This window comes from Ruegeria sp. SATB045 (genome assembly GCF_059613525.1).
The window spans coordinates 305,030-324,612 of sequence record NZ_JBXWSR010000012.1; the positions used below are offsets into that span (position 1 = coordinate 305,030).

Below are 19,583 nucleotides of genomic sequence, written 5' to 3' on the forward strand. Positions count from 1 at the left end.
CATGGAAACCCGAGCGAATTATATCTTGATCGGCGCCTTCACCCTTGCGGGCATACTTGGTGCTTTCGGGTTCTTTCTGTGGCTCGCCAAATTCGAAATCTCGCGGCAATACGCTTACTATGATGTGTTGTTCGAAAATGTCTCGGGCCTATCCGCTGCTGGTGGAGTCAGCTACAATGGCCTGCCGGTAGGTCAGGTGATTTCTCTGAATCTCGATGAAAATGACCCTTCAAAAGTACGCGTTCGTCTGGAAGTTGACGCTGAAATCCCGGTTACGACAGAGACAATCGCTCAGTTACAATCGCTTGGTGTAACAGGTGTCAGCTATGTCGAGCTGACCGGTGGTTCGCCCACAGCCGAGCGTCTACCGCAAGATAGCCTCATTAAAAGTAAACGCAGCGCGATACAATCCTTATTCGAAGGCGCTCCGCTGCTGATGGAAAAAGCAATAACGTTGCTAGAAGACATCAATGAGGTCGTCGACGACAAGAACCGGCAGGCAGTTTCGGATATTCTGGAAAACGTCGCCTCGGCCACTGGTCGCCTAGATAAGACACTGTCAGACTTTGAAGGCCTGTCGTCTGATCTGGGTGGAGCAGCGCGTGAGATTTCTGCTTTCTCAAAACGGCTTGATAATCTGGCCGACACGGCGGAAACAACGCTGGAAACTGGTACGGACACTTTAAAAAGCGTTAAAACAGCGTCCGAATCCGCCGCTGCTGCCTTGGACAGTGCAAAGGTTACTTTTGAAACAGCGGATCAGGTCATCCAACAGGATCTCAAACCATTCATTGAGCAAGCCTCGTCTTTGGCTGAGAACTTGTCGGGCCTGTCGGATGAAGGCAGCGTCGCGCTGGCAACCGTTTCCGAGACTTTCCTGAATGCAAACAAAACCCTTGGTACGATCACAGGTGCGATGGAAGCGGCCAAGGGAACCCTCACCTCGGCCGAGCGTGCCTTTGACTCGGCGAACCGAGTGATTAACGAAGACGTGGGAGAGGTGGTTGCAGACATTCGTAACGCAGCCAATCAGGTGGCGAACACGGTCACACGGGTAACCGACCGGCTGGACGAAATATCAGCTGATGTTCTCAGTGCTTCAAAGTCCGCTTCTGAATTGCTAGGCACGATTGACGGCATCGTTCAGGAGAACCGCCGTCAACTTTCTGATTTCATGCGAGTTGGCTTGCCCCAATTCACTCGCTTTATCGAAGAATCCCAACGGCTTGTCGTTAGCCTCGATCGGTTGGTCGACAAGGTCGAACGCGATCCTGCACGCTTTTTGCTGGGAACCCAAGCATCGGAGTTTCGCCAATGATCAGGATATTCCTTGCTTTACTGGCGGTTGCGGCCATCGCGGGCTGTACAGGGCTGGGAACGCTTACGCAGGCGTCTAAACCGAACGATCTCTACTTGCTCACGCCCAAAAGCACATTTTCAACGTCCTTGCCACGAATCCAACGACAGATTGTAGTGGAAGAACCGACCGCAACCGCGGCGGTCAATACGGATCAGATCGCGGTGCAACCTACACCGCTTCAGGTGCAATACCTACCGCGGGCGCGTTGGGTGGACCGGGCACCTTTGATTGTTCAATCCCTGCTGGTCGAAAGCTATGAAAACAGCGGAAAAGTCGCTGCAGTCGGACGGTCCATTGTGGGTTTGCGTGCGGACTATGTCATAGTCCCAGACCTACGCGAATTTCAGGGAATCGTCGTAGAACAGCCCGACGGCTCATCAATTGTACGGGTCGAAGTCAGAATGAATATCAAAATCATCGATGAGTTCGAGGACAAGATCATCGCGTCGGACTCGTTTCAAGAATATGTCATTTCAGAAAGCGACCAGACACCCGATCTGGTCAATGCCTTTGACGTCGCATTGGGCAAGACCATGCGCGACGCTGTCGAATGGAGTATTCGGAGAATACACACCCACGCCAGCAACAACCCTAGGTCTTTCTGATAGAGGTTATTGGGTGCCGCGTAGGACGGCACCCGTTGTGACTAACGTTCAAGCGATTGCGCGAGGCGCATCAGCGTCACAGCTTCTGATCGATACCCAAACGTATCATCGCCACGGGATGTGCTGGCCAATGCGATGGCTTCATCATAAGACCAGCCATTTAGATATTCACCTCGGCGTAGCAACTGGCCGAACCCTGCAATGGCATATGAGAAACCAATATCTTCGGTCACGTCGCCCTGCCCGGAGAAAATCGGTTCCTGGATCAATTGGCTTTCTTCTGAGCCCGGTGCTTTGAAGCGTAGCTTCAAGTAGCCAATCTCTTCAGACACGTCGGACACCACGCTGTCGGCATAGCGAAGAGGTTGGTTCCTAATGGCTTCAGACCCCACCGGTGTCACTTCGTATATCGCCGTGACCGAATGCCCTGCCCCAATATCTCCGGCATCGACCTTGTCGTTTGCAAAGTCCTCGCGTCGGAGGCTTCGGGTTTCATAACCGATCAGGCGGTATTCGGCGATCTGAGCGGGATTGAACTCTACCTGAATCTTCACGTCATTTGCGATCGGGAACAATGCACCTGTCAGTTGGTCGACCAGAATTTTACGCGCCTCGCTCAAGGTGTCGATGTAAGAGGCCTGACCGTTCCCATTCTGAGCCAGCGTCTGCATGACCTCATCGTCAAGATTGCCACGCCCAAACCCCAGAACGCTGAGATATGTTCCGCTGTCTCGCTTGCGAGCAATAAAGTCCCGCAGCGCTTCGGGATCAGCCATCCCAAGATTGAAGTCACCATCTGTCGCCAAAAGGACTCGGGTAACCTCACCTTCAGCAGACATAGTTTCCGCCACTTCATATGCTTGCTGTAAGCCGGCCTGCCCTGCCGTCGAACCACCGGCTTCAAGGCGCTGAAGGGCAGCTAGGATCTTACCTTGATCAGAGGCAAATGTCGGCTCCAAAACTTGTCCAGCGCTGCCTGCATAGGTGACGATGGACACCTGATCCTCGGGCCGCAACTCAGCCAGCATTAAGCGGAAGGACTTCTTGAGCAGCGGCAGTTTATTGGCGTCCTGCATCGAACCCGACGTATCGATCAGAAAGACAAGGTTAAGCGGCGGGCGTTCCTCGACAACCGGCGTCGTACCTTGAATTGCGACATGGACAAGCTGAGTCCCATCGTTCCAAGGGGTTGGGCTTACAGTGATCGAAGGTCGGAAAGGCGCTTGACCGTCGGGCAGAGGATAGGCGTAGGGGAAGTAGTTTATCATTTCCTCGATACGCACCGCATCACGCGGGGGCAATTTGCCATTCAGCAACGACGACCGAACGATTGAATATGAGGCCGTATCGACGTCGATCGAAAATGTGGACACGGGATCGTCTGCTGTAATTTTCAGCGGGTTTGTTTCGGCAGTGGCAAATGCCTCAGTATCCCTTTCGAGGGACAAGCCATGCAGGCGCGACAGCTCAGGTGGCGTGCTGCCGCCCTCATCCGCAGTCAGGGCATTACCGTCTACGACGGATTTCTGGCCTGTAGCCCGCTGGTTTCTCGGCTCGGACAATGGGGCGGCGAATTCGGCCAACACTGGGGCTTCAAACCCTGGCTCACTGTTACCGAGAGCGTCTTCAGCCTCTGCCACCACATTTTGTGGGACATCGGATTGGACTTGTTTCCAAGACGTCGGCTTCGGCACATAGTCACGAGTCTGCGGCAGGATCACAACCAGAGCAACGGCTGCAACGGCTGTCGTGGCCGTCAGCAGACCACGGTGTGAGAGGGCATTCAACATGGATTTCGCTCCTTTTGTCACGCGGGCCAATAGGCCTCGCCTGACATTGGGACGGTCCAGGGCGGACGATCCTTGGAGCGCCGCAAAGTTTTTTTGCGCCAGTTTCATATTGGCGGCTCGACGGGATGCGTTTGGACCGGGGGTCGAGACGTCCATTACTTTCTTCAACTGCTCAAGATCATCGGTCATTGCGCCAACTCCTCTTGTCGCATTGCACGCAGACGCTTTCGAATTTCAGCAAGACGCCATGACACGGTACCTTCGGACACTCCCAATACTTCACCCGCCTGCGCATGCGTCATCTCATCTTCAAGGGTCAGGGCCAGCGTCTCCTGCAAGTCGAGCGGCAACAACCGCATCGCTGTTTGCAGCCACTCGACGGCTTCCGCTACCTCGGCTGCTTCGGCGCGGCGCATCTGCTCAACGTCGCCCCACCCAAGCGCGGCTCTGCTGCGCGTCGCCTGCCTGCGGCGTGTGTCCTCGACGGCGTTCACCACAACGCGATACAACCAAGTGGTAAATTTCGACCGCGCTTGAAACCCGGCAATCTTGGACGGCAAACCGGCACAGATATCCTGAGAAATATCCTCGGCCTGTTCCTCGCGGCCGGTCAATCGATAGGCCAGACGGAAAATTCGATCGTAGTGACGCTCCAGAAGGGCAGCAAACGCCTCAGCGTCCCCTTCAATCGCGGCTTGAGCCAAGTCTTCATCCGACGTTTCCATGCGCATCACGATGAGTAAGACGCATCTGAAAGGTCAATCCTTGGCGGCATTCGTAAAAAAATCAGAAATGTTCGGATGTGGCTTGTTCCCAATCAGCCGCATACTCATCCGGAATGGAACCTGAAAGGAAGGCACCGGAAGCCACCAGCGTGTATTGATCAGCATAGGAATTCTCACGCTCATCTGCGGTACGGCGCCGGATATCTGATGGGTGCAACTCGGCGGCGGTTTCTTTGCCCATAGCCCCCAGAATTTCTACAAAGCTTTCCACAGTCGCATCATGGTAGCGCTGAACACGCTTGCGTTTTTGCGGTACGTTCACCGCTCTCCCCCTGATCGGGTCTTGGGTCGCCACGCCGGACGGGCATCTGTTTGTGTTGCAGTGCAAGGCCTGAATACAACCTATCGCGAACATCATCGCCCGGGCCGAGTTGCACATATCGGCACCCAACGCGAATTTCTCGATCATGTCATATCCCGTCGCCACTTTGCCCGAGCAAATGATCCTGATCTGATCCCGCAACCCTACGCCGCACAGGCAGTTGTTGACGAAGATCAGAGCCTCGTTCAGAGGCATCCCCAGTCGATTGGTAAATTCGACCGGGGCCGCGCCGGTGCCACCTTCGGCACCGTCAATGGTAATGAAGTCCGGCACAATCCCTGTTGCAAGCATCGCTTTGCAAATCGCCATGAACTCAGACGGGCGTCCAATACACAGTTTAAACCCGACCGGCTTACCACCTGATATTTCGCGCAGATGCTGCACGAATTGCATCAGCCCCGTTGGCCCCTCAAACGCAGAGTGCACCGGCGGAGAAATAACGTCCTGATGCACCGGCACACCCCGGATTTGAGCGATTTCTTCGTCAACTTTCGCGGCAGGCAGCACACCGCCATGAGATGGCTTAGCCCCTTGCGACAGCTTGATTTCAATCGCCTTGACAACTTCTGTACCGGCTTTTTCGGCAAATTTGTCCTTGTCGAAACCGCCATCGGCCGTCCGACACCCAAAGTAACCGGTTCCAATCTGCCATATGATGTCTCCGCCCTCGGCCAAATGGTGCGGAGACAATCCGCCTTCACCAGTATTATGGGCGAATCCACCATCTTTAGCGCCACCATTCAAAGCTCTGATCGCGTTTGCGCTCAAGGCACCAAAACTCATGGCAGATACATTCAATCGCGAGGCGTTGTAGGGCTGGCTGCACTGGGGGCCACCCAGCAAGACACGCTTTTCGCTTTCATCCACATGTTTGGGCGCGAGCGAGTGGTTGGCGCGGTGATACCCAACGGTCAGGATATCGTATTGCGTACCAAACGCCTGCGTATCCACCTGCCCCTTGGCGCGCGCATAGACCAACCCACGGATGATACGATTAAAAGGTCGGCCACTTTCGTTGGTCTCAACGAAATACTGACGTATCTCGGGGCTGACGAACTCCAACATATATCGGAAGTGACCCAGAACCGGATAGTTGTCGAGCACATTGTGCTTGGTGGTCAGAACGTCATAAAGCCCGATCACTGAATATGGCAACAAGAATATCAACAACCAATGCGCAGGAGGCCAAAAGAGTCCCCAAACAACCGTCAGCGGCAGACACACATAACTGAGAAAATAAAATAGTCTGCGGACGATCATCCTAGCTCTCCAAATCAGATGGCGGGTCGATCAAATCGTGGGGGCATTTGGCGTTTGATTGCAAGCATTTGTATCAGTGCATGTAGATGGCGGTGATTTTGAGGGCAGGGCTTCAGGTCGGCTCATAGTTGATCCTACTTTAGTCACACGGTATCCAACTCGCATGCTTGAAACGGACGAAACCATTGGCCCAAAAATCTACCCACCCGAAGGTTTCAGACACAGCGTGGATGTTTTTGGCTGTTTTCGTGGGTGGCGCAGCAGGGTCATTGTTTCGAGAGGCTTTTTCTATAGAGATCCCCGGCATTCGGATCCTAACAACAACCTTCGGGATTAATATTGCCGCCTGTTTTGTCTTGGGCTGGCTATATTCCATAAGACACCGCGTACATGCCCATGTCCTGCACCTTGGCGCTGTCGGGTTTTGCGGCGGGCTATCTACCTTTTCCTCTTTTGTTGCAGACTTAGACATGTTGGCCGCTATAAACCCCTGGTACGCCATAATGGCTGCCGTACTTGAGATCGCATGTGGCCTAATTGCCGCCCTCGCGGGCGAAGCAATAGGTCGCCGTGTTTTCAACACGAGGTCCGGGTGTTGAGCGAATTTTACCAGCATATAATGTTTGGTTTAGGCGGGGGTCTAGGTGCGGTCCTGCGCCATTGGGTGGCTTTGAAAATCAATCACGATCTGCCTTTTGCGACGTTGATCGTAAATGTTGCTGGAAGCTTCATTCTGGGCCTCTGGAGCGGGTACCTCGGCGGGGTGACTGAGATAAGCGAGGAACAGAAACACCTTGTTTTCGGGTTCTGCGGTGGCTTCACGACCTTTTCAAGCTTTGCTTATCAATCGCTGGAGTTGCGGCGCAGGAACACATTTGCCTTGGCTGCGGGCAACATATGCCTCAGCCTTGCCTTGTGCTGGATAGCGCTTGGATTTGGTCTTTTATTGGCGAGGCTTTGAATACCGAAGAGTTCGCGTTTCTAACTTGGTCACTACATTGGAAACGTGTGCATGCGCACCGCCAAATTTCCCATGATCCAGATTGTACCGACTATGATGATCAGCAAAACCAACGTTGAAAACAAAACAAGATCCAAATCTTCACGGCTACTGCGCCTGCGATCAATATGAAGGAAGTAGACCAGCTGTAAAACCAATTGCGCAAGCCCCAGCAAACCAATCGTCAAATAAACGCCCTTGGTCGCAATACCGAAGACAAACGCTGCCAAGAAGACAGAAATGGTCAGCAGCAGTGAGCCGCCATATCCTATAAGATAACGACGGCGTTCCCGACGGTGCATTTCGCTGCGCTTATCCATAGGCGAGCCCTCCGAAATAAACGATCGTGATGATCCCGATCCAGATCAGGTCAAGGAAATGCCAAAACAAGGCCAACCGCACGACCCGCGACATAAGCAGGTCTGTCAGACCGAAAACGCGAAGCTGGATGCCCAGCACGATCAACCAGATGCAACCGGCAGCAACGTGCAGGCCGTGCAGTGGAACGAGGCCATAGAAAGCGGACAGAAACCCGCTGCGTTGGGGAATGCCTCCCTTTTCAGCCATCGCCATAAAATCACTCATTTCAAGAACCAGAAAACTCAGCCCCAGAACCAGCGTCACGCCAAACCACATCACAATGCGTGAGCGTGGCAGGTTGTACTTCAGAGCCAACATCGCCAGCCCCACAGTCAAGCTGCTCGTAAGCAAGATGAGCGTTTGGGCAAAAATGCTCTTAAGGTTGAACAGCTCATGCGGACCGGGTCCACCGGCCTGCGCATCTATCATGGTGATGTAGATGGCGAACATCAGACCAAAATAGACAAGGTCGCTCATTAGAAAGACCCAAAAACCGAATGTGACGACTTCACTGGCCTTGTCCGCTTCGGGATGCCTGCGGCCCAGATTCAATCCGGGGTAACTGTGGGTTGGAGCGCGCTTCATGTTGTGGCCTCCATATCTGGTCGCGCGAGACCACGGTTTTCAGGTGCGCATTCATGGTCGCGATTGACAGGGTCCGAATTGCGCACGATCTCAAGCCATGCTTCATGCTGTTTGCGCACCTCGGTGGCCGGTATGACCACTTCGGTGTCCGTTTGGAACGTCCAGGCGATGAACGCCACGACTATAAGGACGCTCATCAACGCGGCCAACCACCAGATCCACCAGACAAGCGCGAACATCCAAACACCACTGAAAACACACAAAACGAAACCGATCGCGGTATTGCGCGGCAGCAAAATATCCTCGTAAGCCTCAGGCTGCGGGTAAGCTTCATTTCGTTCCTTGGCCGCAGCAAAATCATCCCGCTCGGTCACGTTGGGGATGATAGCGAAGTTGTAAGGCGGCGGCGGCGCCGGCGTCGACCATTCCAGTGTGCGGGCATCCCATGGGTCGCCAACCGGCACGCGTGTTTTCTCGCGGTCTCTGATACTGATCCATAACTGCGCAACGACCGCCAGCAATGCTGACAGGATCACCAGTGATCCAAGCGCCGCAACGATCATATAGGGGTGGAAGCTGGGGTCCTCCCAACTGAAAGACCGTCTGGGCATCCCCATCAGACCGACGAAATACAACGGCAAAAAGGTCAACATGAAACCAACTGTCCACAGAACAACCGTCAGTCGCCCCCAAGCTTCGTTCAAACGAAACCCAAAGGCCTTGGGGAACCAGTAGTTATATCCGGCCAGCAACCCAAACAACACCCCGGGCAACAACACGTTGTGGAAATGCGCCACAAGAAACAGCGTGTTGTGAACCTGATAATCCAACGTTGGATTAGCCAGAAGAACGCCACTGAGGCCGCCAATCACAAACAGCATAAGGAATGCGAGGCCATACAGCATCGGGACCGAGAAACGGATTCGGCCCCGAAACAGTGTGGCCATCCAGTCATATACCTTCACTCCGGTCGGAATAGCGATCAGCATCGTAGCAATCCCAAACACCGCATTTATCAGCGCGCTTTGACCCATCGTGAAAAAATGGTGCAGCCAAACCGTGAACGACATAACCGCGATCGACATCGTGGCGATGACAAGCGAGTTGTAGCCGTACAGTCGTTTCGCCGAAAAGGTTGCGAAAATCTCGGAATAAATCCCATACGCGGGAAGGACCAGCAGATAGACCTCGGGGTGGCCGAACAGCCAGAACAGATTGGCGTAGCTCATCATGTTCCCACCAAGGTCGTTGGTGAAAAAATGGAAGTCCAGATATCTATCCGCCGCCAACATCAGAGCCGCCACGCCAAGCGGCGGCATTGCGAAAACGATCAGGATCGAACTGCAGATGATCGTCCAACAATACATCGGCAGACGCATGAAGGTCATACCGGGCGCGCGCAATTTATAGATCGTTACCGCGAAGTTTATGCCTGTCAGAGTTGTCCCGATACCCGACACAACAATGGCCCAGATCCAGTAGTCCGGTCCTACGCCGGGGTTAAAGGCTGCACCAGTATAGGGTGGATAGGCCGTCCAGCCACCGGTCGAGAACTCTCCGACCACCAATGACACCATCAGCATCATGCCTGCGGAGACCGTAAGACCAAGGCTGATCTGGTTCATGACCGGAAAGGCGACATCTCGTGCACCGATCATCAGAGGAACCAAAAAATTCGCAATGCCGAACACGAAAGGAACCGCGACAAAGAAAATCATTATCGTGCCATGGGTACTGAACAGTTCAGCAAAATGTTCAGCTTCCAGAAAACCTTCACCTGGGCCTGCGGCCTGCTGAGCGCGCATCACAACACCTTCGAGAACGCCCCGAGCCAACATGACGATGGCAAAGACTATATACATGATGCCGATTTTCTTGTGATCCGCGCTGGTCAACCAATCGCGCCACAGTGGACCCCAAAGACGAAACCAAGTCAGTAAGCCGATAACGGCTATTGCTCCGACTATCACAATCGCGGCGGCGGCGTTGGCGACAATCTCATTGGCGTTCGGAGACTGGATCAGCCCCGCAATCGGAAAAGATTCCCAACTCAGGCGGCCGAGTATTTCGCTGTACTCAGTCGTCATTGTCCGCCCTCCTGACCATATGAAATGGTCCCGGGCTGTTGCGCTGCCGACAAAGGTTGACCGCTGTGGTAACGGTGCAGGATAGAATGAAACAAGTCGCCGTCATCCAGTGTGAAATACAAGGCGTTCAGAGGCATCGTCGCGGTGCCCAACGCAGCCTGAACTTCGTCCCTGTCGCTGCGCATTGCCAGTGTTTTATAGGTGTCGGTTGTTAGCGGAATGCCGTTGGCTCGCACGCTGTTTACCCACGCATCGAAATCTTGCAACTGCATGGCCTGTGTCAGGAATTTTTGCTTGGTAAAGCCCCTGCCATTATACTGCGTGTTTTCACCCTGCATGGTCTTTGGCGTGTTGGCGACGAGATGTAGTTGAGTGGTCATTCCCGGCATCGCGTAAATCTGGCCGGCTAACGCAGGGATCATGAAAGACTGCATAACGGTGTCAGTCGTCAACGTTATCGCGACTTGTTGCCCTACAGGTATCCCAAACTCTCCTACAGTGGCGATGCCGTGGTCAGGATAGATAAACAACCATTTCCAATCTAAGCCTACGACCTGCACATTGATGGCAGGCGCTTCACCAAATGAGTTTGCATAAGGATCCAACCGGTGAGTTGCCTTCCACAGATAGAAAGACAAGACCGCGACGATCACGACCGGAACGCCCCACATCAAGAATTCCAGACGCGCCGAAAAGTCCCAGTTCGGGGCATAAGCTGACTGACTTTGTTTGCGCCTGCGATACCTGATTGCGATCAAAGGTACGAGGCATAAAACCGGCACAACAGCAATCAGGATCAACAGCGTTGCTCGCACCAGATGTGTTTTCTGAACGGCTGCGATGGGGCCTTGCGGCTCCAGAAAACTGTCGGCAGCATGGGCCACATGTGCAAACAACCCCGCGGTCAGAACCAATGCGGCGATTGGCAACACAGCGGATGACACTCTGAAATGGGCCACGCCTGTTCGCCCTCCCACGGCATATGGTGTGGCTGAACTATCAACAGAGTCGGGCGATTTCTCAAGAGTTTTCCAAAACCCCAAATTGTTCGTATTCCTTTGCGATCAACCCCAGCCTTATACAAACGACACTATTGACTTGCGGAACACCTAGGTTGAGACAATTCGGAAATGCGTTGGATTTTTTGTTTTCTTGCTCTTCTACTTTGCACGACTGTTGCGCGGGCTCAGGACCGCGCTGCTATCGAACACCAATTTCAGGCGTGGATTGGTGAAATCATATGGCCGAACGCAAAAGCCAAGGGCGTTTCAAAACACACTTTTCAGCAAGCATTTGACGGTGTGATGCTCAACTGGGATCTTCCCGACCTGGTTCCACCCGGAACACACAAGGTGCAGCCGACACAACAGAAACAGGCCGAATTCGGTGCGCCTGCCCGCTATTTCAACCCTGGCTCAGTGCAAGGTGCAACCTCGGTTGGGCGTAAGATGGCCCGCCGCCATGGCGCGGTGCTTGCCCGAGTTGAAACTGAAACCGGTGTCCCTGCCCGCATATTGTTGGCTATTTGGGGACGAGAAAGCGGATACGGTCAAGTGCCCATCCGGCATGACGCCATACAGGTTCTGGCTACCAAAGCGTTTATGAGCATGCGGGCGGAACTGTTCACCAAAGAACTGATCGCAGCGCTCGAGATTGCCGAGGCGGGCCACGCCCCACCTGGTAGGATGAAAAGCAGTTGGGCCGGAGCTCTTGGGCAACCCCAGTTCATGCCCTCGAATTATCTTGAACATGCGGTTGACGGAAACGGAGACGGACGCGCAGACATCTGGACCTCGGTTGACGATACTTTGTCGTCAATTGGGTACTATCTTGCGCGGCATGGCTGGGTGCCGGGCCGCGATTGGGGATTTGAAGTCACGGTTCCCCTATCTGTGTCCTGCGCAAACGAGGGGCCTGATCAGGGTAAACTTATTCGTGATTGGGCTAAACTGGGCATTCAGAGAGTGTCGGGGAAACCATTCCCACAGCATGAACTGCCCGAAGAAGGATATCTGATGATGCCTGCTGGTCGAAACGGACCAGCATTTCTGGTTACACCAAATTTCTATGTGCTGAAGCGATACAACAACAGCGATCTGTATGCACTGTTTGTCGGCCACGTAAGCGATCGCATCCAGTACCAAATCGGCGACTTCAAGGGACGTTGGGGTGCGATAGACCCGCTTTACCGATCAGACATTGTAGCAATGCAGAAAGCATTAGAAGCTCAAGGGCACGACGTGGGCGGAGCGGATGGTTTACCTGGATTCAAGACGCGCCGTTCTATCGGTAGGTGGCAGGAACAAACTGGCCGTATCCCGACCTGTTTCCCCGCGGCTTCAATGAAAGCGACTCTGGCCAAATAGCGATTCGCTGTTTTCACAGGCTATGCTTGAGCCATTACCAAGCGTAAAGCGTCAACCTGTTTCCAAGCAGCTTCACAAAAGTGTCAAGAAGCGCCCGCGCTAAATTATTTTATTGCCGGATAGGACCCGTTTTCATTCACAATTGACGTTAGATTGCCCAATTTGCAGGCAAAGGCTTTAACCTTTTTTGAAATAATGCCAACGTCAGCCCCAGTGAAGGGCGACTTTCGCAACCACGTTTCCGACTGCAACCGAAAGACTGCGACGCGGTGTTCATTGCGATCTGACAAAGCAAACTGTGAACCCGTCCCGAGCTCGATCCAAGCCGGACAATCAGAGAGGTCAGTGACCGCTCTGACGGGCTATGCGTGTGTCGCCCCCAAAAACGGGAGAATACAAACATGAACAAATATATTCGAACTTCACTAGCAGGTCTGTTGACTTCGACCATGATCACCGGCGCGGCTTTTGCCGCCGGGACCCACCCGACCACGGGCGAAGCGCTGGCCGATGACCAGACGTTCACCTATCGCATTCTGGACGAGCACAGCTCGGTTGATCCGCAGGTAGTTGAGGATGTTTCGGGCGCCGAGATCGTCCGCGATCTGTTCGAAGGTCTGATGAACCAGGACGAAGACGGAAATCTGGTTCCAGGTGTAGCAACGGGCTTTACCACGAATGACGCCAAAGATGTCTACACCTTCACCCTGCGAGACAACGCTAAGTGGTCCAACGGCGATCCGGTTACAGCAGGCGATTTCGTTTTTGCCTGGAAACGCGCCGTCGATCCCGCTCTATCCTCGCCCTATGCGTGGTACATGGAGCTGATGTCGATCGAAAACGCGTCTGAAATTATCGCAGGCGAAAAGCCGGTTGACGATCTGGCCGTCAAGGCCATCGATGACCACACGCTGGAAGTAAAGCTGAGCGCACCGCTGTCCTATTTCCCGCAGATGACCACGCATGCGACCACCTTCCCTGCCCCGCAGAAAGTGATTGAGGAGTTCGGCGACGCCTGGACCAAGCCCGGCAACATCGTGTCGAACGGTGCTTATGTTCTTACCGAGCATCTGCCGCAGGAACGCTCGGTTCGCGAGCGTAACGAGATGTACTGGGACAATGACAACACGATCATCGAAAAGGTAGTGGCCTTGGTCATCAACGATGAAAACGTGGCCCTGACCCGCTATCTGGCCGGTGAACTGGACCGCACGGAAGTTCCCGCAGGCCAGTTCCCGCGCCTGCAAAAAGAGCACCCGGAAGAGGCGATCAGCTTCCCGCGTCTGTGCAACTATTACTACACGTTCAACCTATCCGAAGGTGGTCCGGAAGCGTTCAAAGACCCGAATGTCCGTCAGGCCCTGTCGCTTGCCGTAGATCGTAAGATCATCACCGAGAACATCATGGCAGGCGGTCAGCCGCAGGCATATACTTTCGCGCCCGAAGCAACCGCAGGCTTCACCGTTCCGGACGTCGAAATGGCGTCGATGTCGCAAGCCGAACGGGACGAACTGGCCAAGGAACTACTGGCCGAGGCCGGTTATGGCGCAGACAATCCGCTGAGCTTCGAGATGGTCTACAACACGTCAGAGGCCCACAAGAAAGTTGCCGTGGCGCTGAGCCAGATGTGGAAACAGAAACTGGGCGTGAACGCCGAGCTGGCCAACATGGAATGGAAAGTGTTCCTGGAAGAGCGCGGTAACCAGAACTTCGATCTGGCCCGTGGCGCATGGTGTGGCGACTACAACGAAGCCTCGACCTTCCTGGACCTGTTGCAGTCGGATTCGGGCTATAACGACGGCAAGTATAACAACGCCAAAGTTGATGAACTGCTGGCCTCTGCCAAAACCGCGGACGATGCCGCGCCGCTTTATACCGAGGTCGAGCGTATCATCGCGCAAGAGACCCCCGTCATCCCGATCTATCACTATGCTGGCGTCTACATGATGGACAGCGATGTGGGGAACTGGCCGGTCAATAACGTAGAGCAGAACTGGTACTCCAAAAACCTCTACAAAACAGCCGAGTAATCACCTTTAGATCCCGCTGTGCCCCAAGAACCGCTTTTGGGGCACAGCCAATAATTGGGGGCATGAAATGCTTGCCTATATCATCCGGCGGCTGTTGGTCGCCGTTCCGACGATCTTGTTGTTGATCGTCGCTTGTTTCTTTTTGATGCACTTCGCGCCCGGTGGGCCTTTCACCTCGGAACGGCCTCTGCCGCCTGCGGTTCTGGCCAATATCGAGGCACGCTATGGGCTGGACCAGCCGCTGTGGAAACAGCTCTGGGACTATCTTTATAACATCGTGGTGCATTTCGATTTCGGACCATCCTTCAAGTTCAAGGACCGCGATGTAAACGACATCATCGCCCAAGGTTTCCCGATCTCGCTGACTTATGGATCGCTGTCGTTCCTGTTTGCTACCACGATTGGCGTAGGCCTGGGGATTGCGGCAGCCATCAAGCACAATAGCTGGATCGACTATTTCGCTGTCGGTCTGGGCATTGCAGCTCAGGCGCTGCCGAACTTCATCATGGGCCCGATCCTGATCCTGACCTTTACCCTGTGGTTGGGCTGGTTGCCGGGCGGTGGCTGGAATGGGGGGCAATGGCCATACCTGATCATGCCCGTCATCGCCCTCGCGACCTCATATGTCGGCTCGATCGCGCGGATCACGCGCTCGTCGATGCTTGAGGTTCTGAACTCGAACTTCATCCGCACCGCGCGGGCCAAGGGCCTGCCGACCAGAACCGTGATCTGGCGCCATGCGTTGAAACCGACGCTCTTGCCCGTCGTCTCCTATTTGGGCCCGGTCTTCGTCTATGTTCTGACCGGTTCGGTCTTCGTGGACATCTATTTCTCGACCGGAGGTCTGGGGCAAGCCTATGTCGGCTCGGCCCTTTCACGCGACTACGCGGTACTTTTGGGGGTCACGATCCTCTATGGCGCGCTGACCGTCGTCGTGAACCTTTTGACCGACCTGGCCTATGCCTGGTTCGATCCGAAAATCCGGTACTAAGGGGCGAACCATGCTTGGAAAATCTCAAAAAGCCGCCCACCTGGCCGAAGATATCACCGATTACACGGTCATTCAGGGGCGTTCACTGTGGCAGGACGCGCGGATGCGTTTTGTGCGCAATAAGGCTGCGATGGCCAGCCTAGTCATTCTAGCGCTGATCGTTCTGTTCACCATCATCGGTCCCTATTTCGCGGTCTGGAACAATGAAGAGATCGACTGGAACGTCATGGGTGACGTTCGTGGCATGGGGATGCCCTCGGTTGAGACGGGGCATTTTTTTGGCGTCGATGATCTAGGGCGCGATCTGTACAGCCGCGTCATACAGGCCACCACCACATCGCTGTTAGTCGGTCTGATCGGGGCGGCCACGGCGCTAATCGTGGGCACCTGCTATGGTATCGCCGCAGGCTATATCGGTGGCCGGACCGACAGCGTCATGATGCGCTTTGTCGACATCTTGCTGGCGATCCCGGCAACTCTGGTGATTATTCTGCTGCTAGTCGTGGCAGGTCGATCCTTCTTCATGCTGTTCATCGCACTTGGCGCGGTCGGCTGGCTGACCATGGCGCGGATCGTACGGGGTCAAACCCTGACCCTGAAAAACCGTGAGTTTATCGAGGCCGCCCGCGCCGCAGGCGTCAGCGAATTCACGATCATGTACCGCCATATCCTGCCCAACTTGCTGGGCGTGGTGATCGTCTATGCCTCGCTTCTGGTGCCTGAAATGATCCTGACCGAGAGCTTTATCTCGTTCCTTGGGCTGGGGATTTCAGAACCTTACACCTCGCTGGGTCGTCTGATCGCGGAAGGGGCCGGAACCATGGGGTATGGCACCCTGTGGCAATTGATGTTCCCGCTGACTTTCTACGTCGCCATCATCATCACGATGTTCTTCATCGGGGATGGTCTGCGTGACGCTCTGGACCCGAAGGATCGCTGATATGAGCCTGTTTTCCGTAAAAGACCTGAAGGTCCAGTTCGACACCCCCGATGGCGTGGTCGAGGCCGTCAAAGGCATCAGTTTCGACATCAACCCTGGCGAATGCCTTGGCATCGTGGGCGAAAGCGGGTCGGGCAAAAGCCAGACCTTCATGGCCGCGATGGGCTTGCTGCCGCCCGCGGGACGGGCGCTGGGGTCGGCCACTCTGAACGGCACCGAAATCCTGAACCTGCCGATCAACCGCCTGAACAAGATCCGTGGCTCGGACGTGGGTATGATCTTTCAGGACCCATTGACCGCGCTAACCCCGCATCTGCGCATCGGCCAGCAAATGCGCGAGGTTCTTCAGGTGCATGAGGGGCTGCAGGGTTCCAAAGCGCGGGCTCGCTGTCTGGACTGGCTGAACCGCGTCCGCATCCCCGAAGCCGCGCGGCGGCTGTATCAATACCCGCACGAGCTGTCGGGCGGGATGCGTCAGCGCGTGATGATCGCCATGTCGATGCTGTGCAACCCCAAACTGCTGATCGCGGATGAGCCGACCACGGCGCTGGATGTGACCGTTCAGGCCGACATTCTTGACCTGATGGTGCGCCTGCAAAAGGACGAAGGCACCGCGATTGCCCTGATCACCCATGATATGGGCGTAGTCGCTCGAATGTGCGACCGCATTCAAGTCATGCGCATGGGCGAATTTGTTGAGGCCGGAGACACCCGCGAAATTTTCCGCAACCCGCAGCACGACTATACCCGCACCCTTCTCGAGGCGATGCCACGCATTGATGCGGGCGATGCGCCCAAGGCGTTGGAGAAGGTCGAAGAACCGCTGCTCAAGGTCGATGACGTCAAGGTGCATTTCCCGATCAACGTCAAAGGCGGGCTGTTCGGGCGCAAAGTGCCACTCAAAGCCGTCGATGGCGTAAGCTTTGACATCCGCAAGGGTGAAACTCTGGGCGTTGTGGGCGAATCCGGCTGCGGCAAGTCCACGCTGGCGCGCGCCGTGTTGCAACTGATAGAACCCAGTGGCGGAAATGTCAGCTGGTTGGGCCATCCTATTGTGGGTCTCAAACGCGCCGAGCTGAACAAGTACCGCAAGGACTTGCAGATCGTCTTTCAAGACCCATTGGCCAGCCTCGATCCGCGCATGACAATCTCGGCTTCGATCGCCGAGCCGCTCAAGACCTACCGCCCTGATCTGACGGACCGCGAGCGCAAGCAGATGGTCAGCGAAATGATGGAGCGTGTGGGCTTAAACGCCAACATGATCAACCGTTATCCGCACGAGTTGTCAGGCGGTCAGAACCAACGGGTCGGCATCGCGCGCGCGATGATCAACAAACCCAAGCTGATCATCTGCGACGAGGCGGTCTCGGCCTTGGACGTGTCCATTCAGGCGCAGATCGTTGAATTGCTGCGCGAGTTGCAGCAGGAGTTCGGCCTTTCGATGATCTTCATCAGCCACGATCTGTCGGTGGTACGAGCCGTGTCGAACCGGATCATGGTGTTGTACCTGGGTCGGATCGTGGAGCTGGGGGATGGCGAGGTGATCTGCTCTGATCCGATCCATCCCTATACCAAGTCTCTGATATCGGCTGTTCCGATCCCTGACCCAGATGTGGAACGGAGCCGCCAAAGGCTGAAAATCCCCGGTGAGCTTCCCTCGCCGATGGATCCGAAGGCTGCCCTGCGGTTTCTCCCCAGTCGCCTGTTCGCTGGCCAAGAGGACTATGTCCCGCAACTTAACGAAATTAAGCCCGATCACTTCGTTGCGGAACATGATCCACTAGAAAGCATTGTGGCCAATGCATAGTACAAACCTCAAAGCCAGATTCTGGCTTTGAGGTATTAACCAACCTGCCTGTTTTTCCATCGATTAGGCGCTTTTTTGGAAACTATCTCACTCCAAAATATAAATTAGTTTCCTAATATAGCACGAAAGGTAAGGTTTCATTCGCATGTGACAATGGATCGTTTTGACTTCCCTGTATTGGGATGGCACGATTTCTCCTGTTTCCCTAGCGGTCTCCGCGAGGTCATTGAACATTCCGGGTTCACGGCCTAAGACAACGTTCCGAAGCCTCTGGACTTCGGTGCAAATTTTAAAAACTGAGAGGTACAATGGTACGCAAGGTTACCAAAGCGATTTTCCCGGTTGCGGGACTGGGTACCCGCTTTCTGCCTGCGACGAAATCCGTCCCCAAAGAGATTATGACTCTGGTCGATCGTCCGCTGGTCCAATACGCAATTGACGAAGCGCGTGCGGCTGGCATCAAGGAATTCATCTTTGTCACATCGCGCGGCAAATCCGCGCTTGAGGACTATTTTGATCACAACCATATTCTGGAGCAAGAACTCAAGGCCAAGGGCAAAGACGAGCTGCTTGAAGTGCTGGATGAAACCAACATGGAAAGTGGCGCAATCGCGTATATCAGGCAGCACAAAGCCTTGGGGCTAGGCCATGCTGTGTGGTGTGCTCGCCGATTGATCGGGGATGAGCCCTTTGCCGTCATGTTGCCTGATGACGTCATCGCCGCGGACAAACCATGCTTGCAGCAAATGGTCGAAGCCTATGAGGAAACCGGCGGAAACATGGTGGCTGCGATGGAGGTTCCCCAAGAAAAAACCAGCTCCTATGGTGTTTTGGACGTAGGTGAGAATATCGGACAAGTTGTCCGGGCTCGTGGCATGGTGGAAAAGCCTAAACCGGATGAGGCGCCTTCAAACCTCGCAGTGATCGGTCGCTACATTCTGGGCCCATCGGTTTTGTATAATCTGAACCAGAAGAAAAAAGGCAGCGGTGGTGAGATTCAGCTGACGGACGCGATTGCCGAGGATATCGGGAATGGTGTGCCGGTATTTGGGCACAAGTTCGAAGGACAACGTTTCGACTGCGGCTCGAAGGCTGGATTTCTACAAGCAACCGTGGCTTTTGCATTGGCCCGACCCGATCTGCGCGACGACCTGCGGGAATATCTGCACGATACGATGGCGACTGACCAAGCAGCCCAATAATTTCCGCCCCATTATCTCAGTACAAAGGCCCCCGGTTTTGGGTGCCTTTTCTTTTTCGGGCAACCTGACAGAAAACTTACCACTTCCTTTCGG

17 protein-coding genes are annotated in these 19,583 nt (G+C 54.6%); 10 read left to right on the forward strand and 7 right to left on the reverse strand.

Annotated features, from left to right (window positions below; genetic code table 11):
* Position 1 precedes the first annotated feature (1 nt).
* Complete coding sequence (locus tag AC2FNR_RS03300; RefSeq protein ID WP_496847979.1) at positions 2-1,318, forward strand: MlaD family protein; 1,317 nt, start codon at positions 2-4, stop codon at positions 1,316-1,318.
* Positions 1,315-1,965: an ABC-type transport auxiliary lipoprotein family protein gene (locus AC2FNR_RS03305; RefSeq protein ID WP_170754228.1), complete on the forward strand. Its 651-nt coding sequence runs from the start codon at positions 1,315-1,317 to the stop codon at positions 1,963-1,965. The genes AC2FNR_RS03300 and AC2FNR_RS03305 overlap by 4 nt, the downstream gene beginning before the upstream one ends.
* Before the next feature lie 41 nt (positions 1,966-2,006).
* On the opposite strand, the gene AC2FNR_RS03310 is transcribed toward AC2FNR_RS03305, so the two are convergent.
* The 3 genes from AC2FNR_RS03310 to AC2FNR_RS03320 all read right to left on the reverse strand — a co-directional run bounded on the left by AC2FNR_RS03310 (position 2,007) and on the right by AC2FNR_RS03320 (position 6,017).
* The gene (locus AC2FNR_RS03310; protein ID WP_496847980.1) at positions 2,007-3,944 is read right to left on the reverse strand and encodes a vWA domain-containing protein; all 1,938 of its coding nucleotides are present in this window, start codon (positions 3,942-3,944) and stop codon (positions 2,007-2,009) included.
* Complete coding sequence (locus tag AC2FNR_RS03315; protein WP_496847981.1) at positions 3,941-4,480, reverse strand: RNA polymerase sigma factor; 540 nt, start codon at positions 4,478-4,480, stop codon at positions 3,941-3,943. Before AC2FNR_RS03315 ends, AC2FNR_RS03310 begins: the two co-directional genes overlap by 4 nt.
* Positions 4,481-4,541: 61 nt before the next feature.
* Positions 4,542-6,017, reverse strand: coding sequence for an FMN-binding glutamate synthase family protein (locus AC2FNR_RS03320; protein ID WP_496847982.1), 1,476 nt, complete (start codon positions 6,015-6,017; stop codon positions 4,542-4,544).
* Positions 6,018-6,352: 335 nt separating this feature from the next.
* Here AC2FNR_RS03320 and AC2FNR_RS03325 point away from each other — a divergent pair, with 335 nt between their 5' ends.
* Positions 6,353-6,721 (forward strand): fluoride efflux transporter FluC, encoded by a 369-nt coding sequence (locus AC2FNR_RS03325; protein WP_496848166.1) that lies wholly within the window; start codon positions 6,353-6,355, stop codon positions 6,719-6,721.
* Positions 6,718-7,083 carry a fluoride efflux transporter FluC gene (locus tag AC2FNR_RS03330; protein ID WP_496847983.1) on the forward strand — a complete coding sequence of 122 codons (366 nt, stop codon included), beginning with the start codon at positions 6,718-6,720 and terminating at the stop codon, positions 7,081-7,083. Before AC2FNR_RS03325 ends, AC2FNR_RS03330 begins: the two co-directional genes overlap by 4 nt.
* A 32-nt stretch (positions 7,084-7,115) precedes the next feature.
* Here AC2FNR_RS03330 and AC2FNR_RS03335 read toward each other — a convergent pair whose 3' ends face one another.
* Genes AC2FNR_RS03335 through AC2FNR_RS03350 form a run of 4 tightly spaced genes read right to left on the reverse strand, consistent with a single transcriptional unit; the run spans position 7,116 to position 11,113 of the window.
* Entirely contained in the window at positions 7,116-7,442 is a 327-nt protein-coding gene (locus AC2FNR_RS03335) for a cytochrome o ubiquinol oxidase subunit IV (RefSeq protein WP_496847984.1), read from the reverse strand.
* Positions 7,435-8,067 (reverse strand): cytochrome c oxidase subunit 3, encoded by a 633-nt coding sequence (locus AC2FNR_RS03340; RefSeq protein ID WP_170754238.1) that lies wholly within the window; start codon positions 8,065-8,067, stop codon positions 7,435-7,437. Before AC2FNR_RS03340 ends, AC2FNR_RS03335 begins: the two co-directional genes overlap by 8 nt.
* Positions 8,064-10,154 (reverse strand): cbb3-type cytochrome c oxidase subunit I, encoded by a 2,091-nt coding sequence (locus AC2FNR_RS03345; RefSeq protein ID WP_496847985.1) that lies wholly within the window; start codon positions 10,152-10,154, stop codon positions 8,064-8,066. Before AC2FNR_RS03345 ends, AC2FNR_RS03340 begins: the two co-directional genes overlap by 4 nt.
* Positions 10,151-11,113, reverse strand: coding sequence for a ubiquinol oxidase subunit II (locus tag AC2FNR_RS03350; protein WP_496847986.1), 963 nt, complete (start codon positions 11,111-11,113; stop codon positions 10,151-10,153). The genes AC2FNR_RS03345 and AC2FNR_RS03350 overlap by 4 nt, the downstream gene beginning before the upstream one ends.
* Before the next feature lie 171 nt (positions 11,114-11,284).
* Here AC2FNR_RS03350 and AC2FNR_RS03355 point away from each other — a divergent pair, with 171 nt between their 5' ends.
* The 6 genes from AC2FNR_RS03355 to galU all read left to right on the forward strand — a co-directional run bounded on the left by AC2FNR_RS03355 (position 11,285) and on the right by galU (position 19,490).
* Complete coding sequence (locus AC2FNR_RS03355) at positions 11,285-12,520, forward strand: lytic murein transglycosylase (protein WP_496847987.1); 1,236 nt, start codon at positions 11,285-11,287, stop codon at positions 12,518-12,520.
* Between the two features lie 401 nt (positions 12,521-12,921).
* The gene (locus tag AC2FNR_RS03360) at positions 12,922-14,550 is read left to right on the forward strand and encodes a peptide ABC transporter substrate-binding protein (RefSeq protein ID WP_170754247.1); all 1,629 of its coding nucleotides are present in this window, start codon (positions 12,922-12,924) and stop codon (positions 14,548-14,550) included.
* A 67-nt stretch (positions 14,551-14,617) separates the two neighbouring features.
* On the forward strand, positions 14,618-15,541 hold the full coding sequence (oppB, locus tag AC2FNR_RS03365; protein ID WP_209196323.1) for an oligopeptide ABC transporter permease OppB: 924 nt from the start codon (positions 14,618-14,620) through the stop codon (positions 15,539-15,541).
* A 10-nt stretch (positions 15,542-15,551) separates the two neighbouring features.
* On the forward strand, positions 15,552-16,481 hold the full coding sequence (locus AC2FNR_RS03370) for an ABC transporter permease subunit (protein ID WP_170355192.1): 930 nt from the start codon (positions 15,552-15,554) through the stop codon (positions 16,479-16,481).
* 1 nt (position 16,482) lies between these two features.
* Positions 16,483-18,288, forward strand: a complete 1,806-nt coding sequence (locus AC2FNR_RS03375) for an ABC transporter ATP-binding protein (protein WP_496847988.1) — start codon at positions 16,483-16,485, stop codon at positions 18,286-18,288.
* A 308-nt stretch (positions 18,289-18,596) separates the two neighbouring features.
* Entirely contained in the window at positions 18,597-19,490 is an 894-nt protein-coding gene (gene galU / locus AC2FNR_RS03380) for a UTP--glucose-1-phosphate uridylyltransferase GalU (RefSeq protein ID WP_170355194.1), read from the forward strand.
* The last annotated feature ends 93 nt before the right edge of the window (positions 19,491-19,583 follow it).

Bases quoted from the DNA above. Each gene is read 5' to 3' on its own strand.
- AC2FNR_RS03300 (WP_496847979.1), top strand. From the start codon at position 2: ATGGAAACCCGAGCGAATTATATCTTGATCGGCGCCTTCACCCTTGCG.
- AC2FNR_RS03305 (WP_170754228.1), top strand. From the start codon at position 1,315: ATGATCAGGATATTCCTTGCTTTACTGGCGGTTGCGGCCATCGCGGGC.
- AC2FNR_RS03310 (WP_496847980.1), bottom strand. From the start codon at position 3,944: ATGACCGATGATCTTGAGCAGTTGAAGAAAGTAATGGACGTCTCGACC.
- AC2FNR_RS03315 (WP_496847981.1), bottom strand. From the start codon at position 4,480: ATGGAAACGTCGGATGAAGACTTGGCTCAAGCCGCGATTGAAGGGGAC.
- AC2FNR_RS03325 (WP_496848166.1), top strand. From the start codon at position 6,353: ATGTTTTTGGCTGTTTTCGTGGGTGGCGCAGCAGGGTCATTGTTTCGA.
- AC2FNR_RS03335 (WP_496847984.1), bottom strand. From the start codon at position 7,442: ATGGATAAGCGCAGCGAAATGCACCGTCGGGAACGCCGTCGTTATCTT.
- AC2FNR_RS03340 (WP_170754238.1), bottom strand. From the start codon at position 8,067: ATGAAGCGCGCTCCAACCCACAGTTACCCCGGATTGAATCTGGGCCGC.
- AC2FNR_RS03345 (WP_496847985.1), bottom strand. From the start codon at position 10,154: ATGACGACTGAGTACAGCGAAATACTCGGCCGCCTGAGTTGGGAATCT.
- AC2FNR_RS03355 (WP_496847987.1), top strand. From the start codon at position 11,285: ATGCGTTGGATTTTTTGTTTTCTTGCTCTTCTACTTTGCACGACTGTT.
- AC2FNR_RS03360 (WP_170754247.1), top strand. From the start codon at position 12,922: ATGAACAAATATATTCGAACTTCACTAGCAGGTCTGTTGACTTCGACC.
- oppB (WP_209196323.1), top strand. From the start codon at position 14,618: ATGCTTGCCTATATCATCCGGCGGCTGTTGGTCGCCGTTCCGACGATC.
- AC2FNR_RS03370 (WP_170355192.1), top strand. From the start codon at position 15,552: ATGCTTGGAAAATCTCAAAAAGCCGCCCACCTGGCCGAAGATATCACC.
- AC2FNR_RS03375 (WP_496847988.1), top strand. From the start codon at position 16,483: ATGAGCCTGTTTTCCGTAAAAGACCTGAAGGTCCAGTTCGACACCCCC.
- galU (WP_170355194.1), top strand. From the start codon at position 18,597: ATGGTACGCAAGGTTACCAAAGCGATTTTCCCGGTTGCGGGACTGGGT.